Source organism: Roseateles sp., assembly GCF_049240545.1.
Lineage (GTDB): Bacteria > Pseudomonadota > Gammaproteobacteria > Burkholderiales > Burkholderiaceae_C > Paucibacter_A.
This window is the reverse complement of the sequence record NZ_JBMLSK010000055.1, coordinates 1-10,186: the sequence shown is the minus strand read 5'-3', so window position 1 is coordinate 10,186 and position 10,186 is coordinate 1. Positions and strand designations below refer to the sequence as shown.

The 10,186-nt window shown below is 61.7% G+C and carries 13 protein-coding genes; 7 read left to right on the top strand and 6 right to left on the bottom strand.

The window, feature by feature from the left end:
* A partial coding sequence (locus ACOVRJ_RS03610) for an ABC transporter ATP-binding protein (protein WP_422042537.1) occupies nt 1–783 on the top strand: 783 nt, incomplete at its 5' end.
* Nucleotides 780–1,265, top strand: a complete 486-nt coding sequence (locus tag ACOVRJ_RS03605) for a DUF1854 domain-containing protein (RefSeq protein ID WP_422042536.1) — start codon at nt 780–782, stop codon at nt 1,263–1,265. The genes ACOVRJ_RS03610 and ACOVRJ_RS03605, both read left to right, overlap by 4 nt.
* Before the next feature lie 15 nt (nt 1,266–1,280).
* Here ACOVRJ_RS03605 and ACOVRJ_RS03600 read toward each other — a convergent pair whose 3' ends face one another.
* The 6 genes from ACOVRJ_RS03600 to ACOVRJ_RS03575 all read right to left on the bottom strand — a co-directional run bounded on the left by ACOVRJ_RS03600 (nt 1,281) and on the right by ACOVRJ_RS03575 (nt 4,879).
* Nucleotides 1,281–2,264, bottom strand: coding sequence for a sodium-dependent bicarbonate transport family permease (locus ACOVRJ_RS03600; RefSeq protein WP_422042535.1), 984 nt, complete (start codon nt 2,262–2,264; stop codon nt 1,281–1,283).
* A gap of 67 nt (nt 2,265–2,331) precedes the next feature.
* Nucleotides 2,332–2,952: an exopolysaccharide biosynthesis protein gene (locus ACOVRJ_RS03595; protein WP_422042534.1), complete on the bottom strand. Its 621-nt coding sequence runs from the start codon at nt 2,950–2,952 to the stop codon at nt 2,332–2,334.
* 25 nt (nt 2,953–2,977) lie between these two features.
* On the bottom strand, nt 2,978–3,403 hold the full coding sequence (locus ACOVRJ_RS03590) for a TerB family tellurite resistance protein (protein ID WP_422042533.1): 426 nt from the start codon (nt 3,401–3,403) through the stop codon (nt 2,978–2,980).
* 15 nt (nt 3,404–3,418) lie between these two features.
* Nucleotides 3,419–3,727 carry a zf-TFIIB domain-containing protein gene (locus ACOVRJ_RS03585; RefSeq protein WP_422042532.1) on the bottom strand — a complete coding sequence of 103 codons (309 nt, stop codon included), beginning with the start codon at nt 3,725–3,727 and terminating at the stop codon, nt 3,419–3,421.
* A gap of 40 nt (nt 3,728–3,767) precedes the next feature.
* Nucleotides 3,768–4,490, bottom strand: coding sequence for a Bax inhibitor-1/YccA family protein (locus ACOVRJ_RS03580; RefSeq protein WP_422042531.1), 723 nt, complete (start codon nt 4,488–4,490; stop codon nt 3,768–3,770).
* A 47-nt stretch (nt 4,491–4,537) separates the two neighbouring features.
* Nucleotides 4,538–4,879, bottom strand: coding sequence for an HPF/RaiA family ribosome-associated protein (locus ACOVRJ_RS03575; protein WP_422042530.1), 342 nt, complete (start codon nt 4,877–4,879; stop codon nt 4,538–4,540).
* A 129-nt stretch (nt 4,880–5,008) separates the two neighbouring features.
* Between ACOVRJ_RS03575 and ACOVRJ_RS03570 the strand changes: the two genes are divergently transcribed.
* The 5 genes from ACOVRJ_RS03570 to aceK form a co-directional block, all read left to right on the top strand.
* Entirely contained in the window at nt 5,009–5,893 is an 885-nt protein-coding gene (locus ACOVRJ_RS03570) for a LysR family transcriptional regulator (RefSeq protein ID WP_422042529.1), read from the top strand.
* Nucleotides 5,894–6,109: 216 nt separating this feature from the next.
* Nucleotides 6,110–7,288, top strand: a complete 1,179-nt coding sequence (locus tag ACOVRJ_RS03565; RefSeq protein WP_422042528.1) for an isovaleryl-CoA dehydrogenase — start codon at nt 6,110–6,112, stop codon at nt 7,286–7,288.
* On the top strand, nt 7,289–7,879 hold the full coding sequence (locus ACOVRJ_RS03560; RefSeq protein WP_422042527.1) for a GNAT family N-acetyltransferase: 591 nt from the start codon (nt 7,289–7,291) through the stop codon (nt 7,877–7,879).
* Complete coding sequence (gene can / locus ACOVRJ_RS03555; RefSeq protein WP_422042526.1) at nt 7,876–8,556, top strand: carbonate dehydratase; 681 nt, start codon at nt 7,876–7,878, stop codon at nt 8,554–8,556. The genes ACOVRJ_RS03560 and can overlap by 4 nt, the downstream gene beginning before the upstream one ends.
* A gap of 33 nt (nt 8,557–8,589) precedes the next feature.
* Nucleotides 8,590–10,186 (top strand): bifunctional isocitrate dehydrogenase kinase/phosphatase (gene aceK, locus ACOVRJ_RS03550; RefSeq protein ID WP_422042525.1); only part of this gene is annotated, 1,597 nt, incomplete at its 3' end.

Genomic DNA, 10,186 nt, shown 5'->3' with positions numbered 1-10,186 from the left:
TTGCAGATCCATGACATCGGTTTCCGCTATGGCAACCGGGCGGTGATCCGGGGCCTGAGTCTGGACATCAAGCCCGGTGAAATGATTGGTTTGGTCGGCCACTCTGGTTCCGGCAAGAGCACGCTGGTGAACCTGATCTGCCGGTTCTACGATGTGACCGAGGGCAGCATCCGTGTCGACGGCATCGATCTGCGCCGCATCAAGGTGGCCGATTTCCGCAGCCACATCGGCTTGGTCTTGCAAGAGCCGTTTTTGTTCTTTGGCACGATTGCAGAGAACATTGCCTACGGCAAGCCGGATGCGACTCGTGAAGAAATCGTTGCGGCGGCCCGCGCTGCCCATGCGCATGAGTTCATCTTGCGCCTGCCGCAAGGGTACGACTCGCTGGTGGGTGAACGGGGCCAAGGCCTGAGCGGCGGTGAGCGTCAACGCATTTCGATTGCGCGCGCCTTGCTGATCGATCCGCGCATCCTGATCCTCGACGAAGCCACATCGTCCGTCGATACCGAGACCGAGAAAGAGATCCAAAAGGCGCTCGACAACTTGGTCAAGGGCCGCACCACGATCGCGATTGCCCACCGCCTGTCCACTCTTCGCAAGGCCGACCGTTTGGTCGTGATGGATCGCGGCCAGGTGGTCGAAGAAGGCCCGCACGATGAGCTGATGGCCAAGCAAGGCGCCTACTGGCGTTTGTATGAAGCGCAGGCGCGCCGTGTCGATGCCGATGGTGACGAGGTGCCGGCCTTGTTGCCCAATCTGAATGCCCACACGGCCCAAGCATGAGTGAGACCCAGACCATGGCGATTTTTCAGAAACTGACGCGCAATGCCCTGGGCCGCTTGGTGTTGACCGATCTGCAGGGCCAGGAGCATCGCGATATCAGCGTGGTCCGTGCGCACCCGATCTCGGCGCCGGATGAAGGCATCTCGCTGCTGGGCAGTGATGGTCATGAGCTGGCCTGGATTGACCGGCTCAGCGATTTGCCGGCGCCCGAGCGCGAACTGCTGACGGCCGAGCTGGCCAGCCGCGAGTTCGTGCCCATGATTCAGCGCATCAAGGAAGTCTCGACTTACTCCACCCCCAGCCAATGGACGGTGGAGACCGACCGGGGTGAGACTCGCTTCATTCTCAAGACCGAAGAGGATATTCGCCGTCTCGGCGAGGGCCGCTTGTTGATCTCCAGTAGCCACGGCCTGCAACTGATGGTGCAAGACCGTTTCGCTTTGGATCGCCCGTCGAAAAAGATCTTGGAGCGATTCTTGTAAATGGCGGGTTGAGGCTCAGCCTGGGATGAAATGCTGCGCCACGCTGACATACAGCGGGATGCCTAGCAAGATGTTGAAGGGGAAGGTCAGCCCCAGCGACATGCCGAAGTAAAGGCTGGGGTTGGCTTCCGGAATGGCATGTCGCACCACCGCGGGCACCGCAATGTAAGAGGCGCTGGCGGCCAGAACCATCAACAAGGCGGCATTCCCGGCGGACAGGCCGCACAGCATGCTGAGTACCAAGGCAATGCCGGCGTGCACCAAGGGGGCACCCAAGGCGTAGACGATCAGCAGTGGCGGTTGGCTGCGAAGCTTGCCCATATTGCGAGCGGCCAGCAGGCCCATGTCCAGCAAGAAGAAGGACAACATGCCCTTGAACAGGTCGCCGGCAAAGGGTTGCATGGCGGCCTTGCCCGCTTCGCCGCTGAGAATACCGACCAGCATGGCGCCGATCAAAAGCAGCTGTGCGCCATCGGTCAAGGCTTCATGCATGACCTTGGACAGCGGACCCGGATTGGCGACTTTCGTGCCTGAGGACTGCTTGCTGGCTTCGCGGCGACGCACCAGATTGGCCAGCAAGACGGCCATGATGATGGCGGGAGACTCCATCAAGGCCATGGCGGCAGCCATATGGCCACCGTAGGCGATGTCATGGGTGTCCAGGAACTGGACCGCCGTGATGAAGGTAACGGCGCTCACCGAGCCATAGGTTGCTGCGATCGCTGCAGCATCAAAGCCTGACAGCCAGCGACGCAGGATCATGTAACCCAAGGCTGGAACCAAGACGGCCAGGAACAAGGCCAAACCGAGGCTGATGCTGACTTCGTGGGTCAGGCCGGACTTGGCCAAGGCGAAGCCGCCCTTCAGCCCCAAAGCCATCAGCAGGTACAAAGACAAAAACCTCGAAATCTGCGGGGGGATTTCGAGGTTTGATTTGAGAGCTCCGGCCAGGATGCCGAAGACAAAGAAGAGGACCGCTGGATCTAGAAAGCTCTGCATCAATGTTCTTTCGTATTTTTTCTATGTGCAGAGCGGGATTGTCTCCTGTTTGGCGTTACATCATGATTCAAACGGGAAAGACCTGAATCCAGTCCCAAAGTTCGACACCCCAGAACCAGGCTGCGCCCACGACGGCGGCGCTGAACAGCACCGAAACACCGGCCATGATGCCCCCGGCCAGAATGGCCAGCCCGTCTCGGGCCACCAAGCCCATGCCGACCAGCATCAGGGTGAGTGCCGGGAAGAGATTGCCCAATGGAATGGGCAGGACGATCAAGAGCGACATCAGCGCCACTTTGGCTGCCAGCCAGCGCTGGGCACCGGTACCGGTCAGATGGGTCATGCGGGTTCGGGCGATGCGTCCACCGGCGGCGTAGAAGCGCGCCAGCAAATTCAGCACCCGAGCCGCCCACAAGCTGGGCAGATGGATGTCGGCCACGCGGGCGGGCAGGCTGGCGGAGGCGTCCAGGTCTTGCCGGCGCCAAAGCGTAATGGCGATGGCCAACAAACCCCAGCCCAACACCGACCCCACGCCAGGCACCGGCAGCACGCAGGGCGCGGCCAGCAAAATCATCAAAGTCCCTTGCGCGGCAGGGCCGTGGGCTTCGGCCAAGGTTTGCAAAGGCACGCGGTCTTGCGGCAAATCGGCGGCGGCGCCTCTCAGGCGTTCAGACAGGGCTTGGGTCATGGGGAATGGCTTCGGACAGGTGGGTTCAGTGGCTCAGGGCCGTCGAGCGCGCTTCAAGCAATGCAGGCTTCAAGCCCCAATGCTCGAGGGCGGCGAGCAGCACCAGCGACTCGCCGGCTTCGATGTGCTCATCCGCTTCGATGACCGAGACGCATAGCTGCAAGACTGTTAGGCGCAATTGCGGATCATCCACCTCGGACATCATCTCCCGCATGGATTCGGGCGCGATGGCGCAGATCTGCGCCTGAGTGATGCGAGCCTGGTCGAGCAGGTCATGGCACAGGTTGCGCATCACCTCTTGCATCTGGATCGGATGCAGACCCAGTTGGCCATAGGCATCGACTTCCTCAAGTGTTTCCACTTCGATGGGAGACAGATTGCCATCGGCCAAAGCCGCCAGGGACAGGATCCGGGCGGCGGCTTCTGGGCTGTTTCGGGGGTAAGTGCGCATGGCGAGATTCAAGGGTCAATCAAAAAAATCGTTCAACCAGGACTTCTTGCGTCGGTGCGATGGGCCGCTGCGGACTTCGTGGCCGCGGTGGCCTTGGTTGCCGTGGCGGCCCGAGGAAGACGAGGGGTAGTCCGAGTCTTCAAAGTCCTCGTGCCCCACCGACCGGCGCGCGGAGTGGCTGGCGTTATCGGCGGCGAACTCAAGCAATTTGTCGAGTTCACCGCGATCCAGCCAGATACCGCGGCAGTCCGGGCAGTAGTCGATCTCAACGCCCTGGCGCTCGCTCAGCACCAAGGAACTGGAAGGGCAGCGAGGGCATTTCATGGGGTACTCATTGCGGCAGTTGAAGGAGGAGGCGGTGTGCTCAGTCGTCCGAGCCACCGAAGCCGAACAAGGCCAGCAGGCTGGTGAACAAATTGAAGATCGACAGGAACAAGCCAACGGTGGCCATGACGTAGTTGGTCTCGCCGCCGTTGACGATGCGGCTGGTTTCGAACAGGATCAAGCCGGCCGACAGCAGGGCAACCATGGCGGACACGGCCAGGCCCAGTGCAGGGATTTGCAGGAAGACGGCGCCCAGGCCAGCCAGGATGGCAATCACCATGCCGGCAAACAAGAAGCCGCCCATGAAGCTGAAGTCACGCTTGGTCGCCAAGACATAGGAAGACAAGGCCAAGAATGTGGCGCCGGTGGCGGCCAGGGCCAGCATCACCGTCTGAGCGCCGCCTGGCAGCGACAGCGACTTGGCCAGCACCGGGCCCAGGCTGTAGCCCATGAAGCCGGTCAGGGCGAACACGGCCGGAATCGCCCAGCCGCTGTTTTGCAGTTTGTGAATACCAAACAGCAGGCCGAAGGTAGCGATCAGCGTCAGGATCAGGCCCGGTGCGGGCAGCTTGAAGGCCACACCAGCGGCGGCCACGGCGGCGCTGAACAGCAGCGTCATCGACAGCAGGGCGTAGGTGTTGCGCAGCACGCGCGCCACGGCCGGGCTGTGGCGCTCGCTCAGGCCGGCGCTTTGTTGGCTCGCCAATGCGGGGTTCATCTCGTAGTGAGAGTTGGCGGGATAGCTTTTGTTCGAGGTGTCCATGGTGCTTCTTTCAATGAATTCGGTGGTGTTTCGGTCGCTCAAGGGCTTCAGCGTGTTTCGGCCAACAAGCGCTTGTCGGCGCGTGGATGGCTGCGCGAGCGCTGCCAGGCTTTCACCAGCGCATGGGCGGCGCGGGCCAGGGCGGCTTCAAAAGCGGCGCGCCATGCTCGCGCGGTGGCCACGATGACCAAAGTGCCGGCGCCGTGGGTGCGCAGCTCCAAGGTGCAGCGCTTGTCGACGCCGCCGCGCGGGCCGTTGACATCGCTCATTTGCACCCTCGCCAGTGGCACATTCAAGGCCACCCGCCGCATGGCGAAGCGCAGGGGCTCGGCGGCCACGTCGCGTAGAGCCAGCGCCGTAGCGTCTTTGGATTCGAAATGAACTTGCATATCAAAACTCCTGGCGGGTTGAGGGTGCGCGAAGGATAGTCAGCCCCAGCCATTTGAAAAAGCAGATAATCATTTAAAGATACTTCCGAAAAAAATGAGTATCCAATTGAAGATCAATGGACTTTCCCCATGAGCACCAACTACAGCTACCGTCATCTGTACTACTTCTGGGTGGTCGCCAAGGAGGGCGGGCTGACCCGTGGCGCCGAGCGCCTGGGCATGGCGGTGCAGACCGTCAGCACCCAGGTGCGAGAGCTTGAGCGGGCCTTGGGCTTTGCTTTGCTCAAACCCGCCGGGCGCGGCGTGGTCTTGACAGAGGCGGGGCAGGCCGCTTTGCGGCAGGCGGATCAGATTTTTCAGTTGGGCGAGCAATTGCCGGCCTTGGTCCGGGATGCGGCCAGCACGCCCTCGGTTCGGCTGGCCGTGGGTATCTCCAACGGATTGCCCAAGTTGGCGGTGCGCCGTTTGTTGCTGCCCGTGATGGATGACCCCGGCCTGCGCTTGCTTTGCCACGAAGATCAGTTTGAAGGCTTGCTGAGTGACCTGGCCCTGCACCGCTTGGATGTGGTGCTGGCCGACCGTGCGGCACCGGCCAACCCCAATCTGAAGGTCTACAGCCACTCCTTGGGAGCCTCTGCGATGGCTTGGTATGCGCCCAAGGTCTTGGTGGAAGCCGCCAAGAGGGACTTTCCGCAGTCGCTTGCCGAGGTGCCCGTCTTGCTGCCGACCACACATTCGGCCGTTCGCGCCGGAATCGACCATTGGTTCGAGCGGATTGGCGTCAAGCCGCGCATCGTGGGCGAGTTTGAGGACAGCGCCTTGTTGGCCACCTTTGGCAGCGGCGGCATGGGGGTGTTTCCGGCCACCGAGTTGGTCGAGGACAAATTGCTGTCACGTTACGACTTGATCCGCGTCGGCGCTTGTGAGGGCGTGCAGGAAAGCTTCTTCGCGATCGGCGCGGACAAAAAGGTCGCACATCCTTTGATTCGGCGGCTGCTCTTGGCCTGGCACTGAGGCTTTCAAAGCCGCCGGCCTTGCGATTAGAATTTCGACATCAATTGACGTTTACGTAAACGTTAATTGGCATCGGGGGCTCGGCGGCTTTACGATCGGCTCCGGCCGCCTTTGGCCGGGCTTCGGAAGGCGGCGCTCTGAAAGTGAGCGCGACCCGCCTCGACGCCCGAGTGAATAAATGACTCTGACCCCAATTTAGAGATCCTGGAGACACCCATGAATTTGCCCGGCCTGAATTTCCAACTTGGTGAAGACATCGACGCGCTGCGCGATGCGGTGCGCGACTTTGCGCAGGCCGAGATCGCGCCGCGTGCGGCCGAGATCGATCACAGCGACCAGTTCCCCATGGACCTGTGGCGCAAGATGGGTGATCTGGGCGTGCTGGGCATCACCGTCGGCGAAGAGTACGGCGGTGCGAACATGGGCTATCTGGCCCACATGATCGCCATGGAAGAAATCAGCCGCGCCAGCGCCTCGGTGGGTCTGAGCTACGGCGCGCACAGCAATTTGTGCGTCAACCAGATCAAGCGCAACGGCAACGAGGCGCAAAAAGCCAAGTACCTGCCCAAGCTGATCAGCGGCGAGCATGTCGGCGCGCTGGCCATGAGCGAACCCGGTGCCGGCTCCGATGTGCTGAGCATGAAGCTCAAGGCCGAGGACAAGGGCGGCTACTACCTGCTCAACGGCAACAAGATGTGGATCACCAACGGCCCCGACGCCGACACCCTGGTGGTCTACGCCAAGACCGAGCCCGAGCTGGGCGCGCGCGGCGTCACCGCCTTCCTGATCGAGAAGGGCATGCCGGGTTTCAGCATCGCGCAGAAGCTCGACAAGCTCGGCATGCGAGGCAGCCACACCGGTGAGCTGGTGTTCCAAAACGTGGAAGTGCCGGCCGAGAACGTGCTGGGCGCCGTCAACGGTGGCGCCAAGGTGCTGATGTCGGGCCTGGACTACGAACGCACCGTGCTGACCGGCGGCCCGCTGGGCATCATGCAAAGCGTGATGGACAACGTGATCCCCTACATCCACGACCGCAAGCAGTTCGGCCAAAGCATCGGAGAGTTCCAGCTGATCCAGGGCAAGGTCGCGGACATGTACACCGTGCTGCAGGCCGGCCGCTCCTTCGCCTACACCGTGGCCAAGAACCTGGACCTGCTGGGTGCTGACCATGTACGCCAGGTCCGCAAGGACTGCGCCTCGGTCATCCTCTGGACCGCCGAAAAAGCCACCTGGATGGCCGGCGAGGGCGTGCAGATCTTCGGCGGCAACGGCTACATCAACGAGTACCCGCTGGGCCGCCTCTGGCGCGATGCCAAGCTGTATGAGATTGGCGCCGGCACCAGCGAGATCCGCCGCATGCTGATTGGCCGCGAGCTCTTCGCGGAGACGATGTAATTGACCGAAGCCCCGCCTCACATCCCGACCTTGCAAGGGCAGCGCTGCCTGCTGCGCGAATTGCGTTTGGGTGACGCGCCGTCCTTGGCTGCGCACGCTGATGACATGGCCGTCTGGCGCAATTTGTTCGATGGCTTCCCGCATCCCTACACCTTGGCGGACGCTCAGGCCTGGTGCGGCGGCGGTTGGCGCGATGGCGGGCATGTCTGGGGCATCGAGGTCGATGGGCAAATCATCGGCTGCATTGGCTTTGAGGCGCAGGCGGGTTGGCTGCGCTGCAATGCCGAGATCGGCTATTGGATCGGCCAAGCCTTTTGGCGGCGCGGCATCTGCAGTGAAGCGCTGCGCCTGGTCACCGCCTGGGCCTGGGCCAACCAGCCCGATCTGAACCGGCTCAGTGCGGGCATCTTCGCTTGGAACCAAGGCTCGCAAGCGGTGGCGCGCAGCGCGGGCTACCTGCTGGAGGCGAAGCTGCCGCAAAGCGCCTTCAAGGCCGGCCATTTGATTGATCGGGTGGTGTGGGCGGCCTATCGCCCCGGGGTCGCGGCTGCAAGCTCGCCGTCATTCGATCCCCTGACAATCCAGCCATGAGCATCGAACTTCAAGAGCTGCTGGACAGCAACAAACAATGGGCCGCTGAAACCGAGGCCCGCGAGCCTGGCTTTTTTTCTCGCCTGCTGAAGCAGCAAACCCCGCAATACCTGTGGATTGGCTGCGCCGACAGCCGGGTGCCTGCCAATGACTTGGTCAACCTGCTGCCGGGCGAGCTGTTCGTGCACCGCAATGTGGCCAATGTGGTGGTGCATTCGGATCTGAACTGCCTCTCGGTGATGCAGTTCGCCGTGGACGCACTCAAGGTCAAGCACATCATCGTGGTCGGGCACTCCAACTGCGGCGGCGTGAAGGCGGCGCTGCATGATTCACGCACCGGCCTGGCCGACAACTGGCTGCGCCATGTGCAAGACGTGCGCAACCACCATCAAGAATGGCTGGACCAGTTGGACGCGCATCAGCGTGTCGACGCCTTGTGCGAGCTGAACGTGCTGGAGCAGGCGCGCAATGCCTGCCAAACCACCATCGTCCAAGACGCCTGGGCGCGCGGCCAAGACATCGTCGTGCACGGCTGGGTTTACGGTCTGCACAACGGACTGCTGGAAGATTTGCGCGTCACGGCAAGCTCGGCCGAGCAAGTGAACCCCGCATTTCAAAAGGCCTTGAGGGCCGTCAAGCAGCGCTATGAAGCTCAGCGGCTAAAGTCCCGCGACTGAACAACGCGCAAGCCTTGTCGCCGAGTACACGCCATGTTCCCGCAGAAGCTGACCGACACCCATGCTTTTGAGATCGCCCAGGCGATGTTGGGCGGCTTCAACCGGCATTACCGCTTGTTTCGCGCCACCAGCGCCGAAGCCAAGCGACGCTTCGAACAAGGCGACTGGCTCGGCCAGCAACGCGCTCAAGCACTGCGCATCGAGTTCTACGACCTGCGGGTCAATGAAGCGGTGCAGCTGCTGGAAGAACGCTTCCAGGCCAGCGGCTTGGCAATGGACGTATGGCAGCAGGTCAAGCTGCACTACATCGGCCTGCTGATCAACCACTATCAGCCCGAGCTGGCCGAGACCTTTTTTAACTCGGTCTGCACCCGCATCCTGCACCACAGCTACTTTCACAACTCGTTTCTGTTTGTGCGCCCGGCGGTCTCCACCGAGTACATTGAGAACGACGAGCCCGCCGCCAAGCCCACCTACCGCGCCTACTACCCCACCCGCGACAAGCTGCGTGAGACCTTGCGCCGGGTGGTCACTAACTTCCAGTTGGAGCGGGACTTTGAAGACCTGGACCGCGATGTCGACCGGGTGCTGAACGCCGTTAGCCTGCAACTGGGTGACTTCCGCTGGCGCACCAATTTCCAGATCCAGGTCTTGTCCAGCTTGTTCTATCGCAACAAGGGCGCCTATCTGGTCGGCAAGATCATCAACGGCTTCACCGAGACGCCGTTTGCCCTGCCCATCCTGCACAACGAGCAAGGCCTGCTGTGCATCGACGCCGCGCTGTTTGGCGAAGACGATCTCTTGATGCTGTTCAGCTTCGCGCGGGCCTACTTCATGGTCGATATGGAAGTGCCCAGCGCCTTTGTCGCCTTCCTGCGCTCGATGATGCCGCGCAAGCCACGCGCCGAGCTTTACAGCGCCATCGGCCTGCAAAAGCACGGCAAGAACCTGTTCTACCGCGACCTGCTCGCCCATCTGCGCCACTCAAGCGACAAGTTCCGCATCGCCCCCGGCATCAAAGGCATGGTGATGCTGGTGTTCGACCTGCCCAGCTACCCCTTTGTGTTCAAGCTGATCAAAGACTTCTTCCCGGCGCAAAAAGAAAACACCACGCGCGAACTGATTCAGAGCAAATACCTGCTGGTCAAGCAGCATGACCGGGTGGGGCGCATGGCCGACACGCTGGAGTTCTCTAACGTCGCACTTCCTCGTCATCGTTTTGATGAGGAACTGCTCGCCGAGCTGCAGCACTTTTGCCCCAGCCTGCTGGAGACCAAGGGCGACGACCTGGTGCTCAAGCATGTCTACATCGAGCGCCGCATGGTGCCCCTGAACATCTATCTGCAAGAAGCCACGCCGCAGCAGATGGAACACGCCGTCATCGAATACGGCAACGCCATCAAAGACCTGCTGGCCGCCAATATCTTCCCGGGCGACATGCTGTGGAAGAACTTCGGCGTCACCCGCCATGGCAAGGTCGTCTTCTACGACTACGACGAAATCGAATACCTCACCGACTGCAACTTCCGCCATGTGCCCGCGCCGCGCAACGAGGAAGAAGAAATGTCCGGCGAAGTTTGGTACCGCGTCGGCCCGCGCGATGTCTTCCCCGAGACCTTCGGCCCCTTCT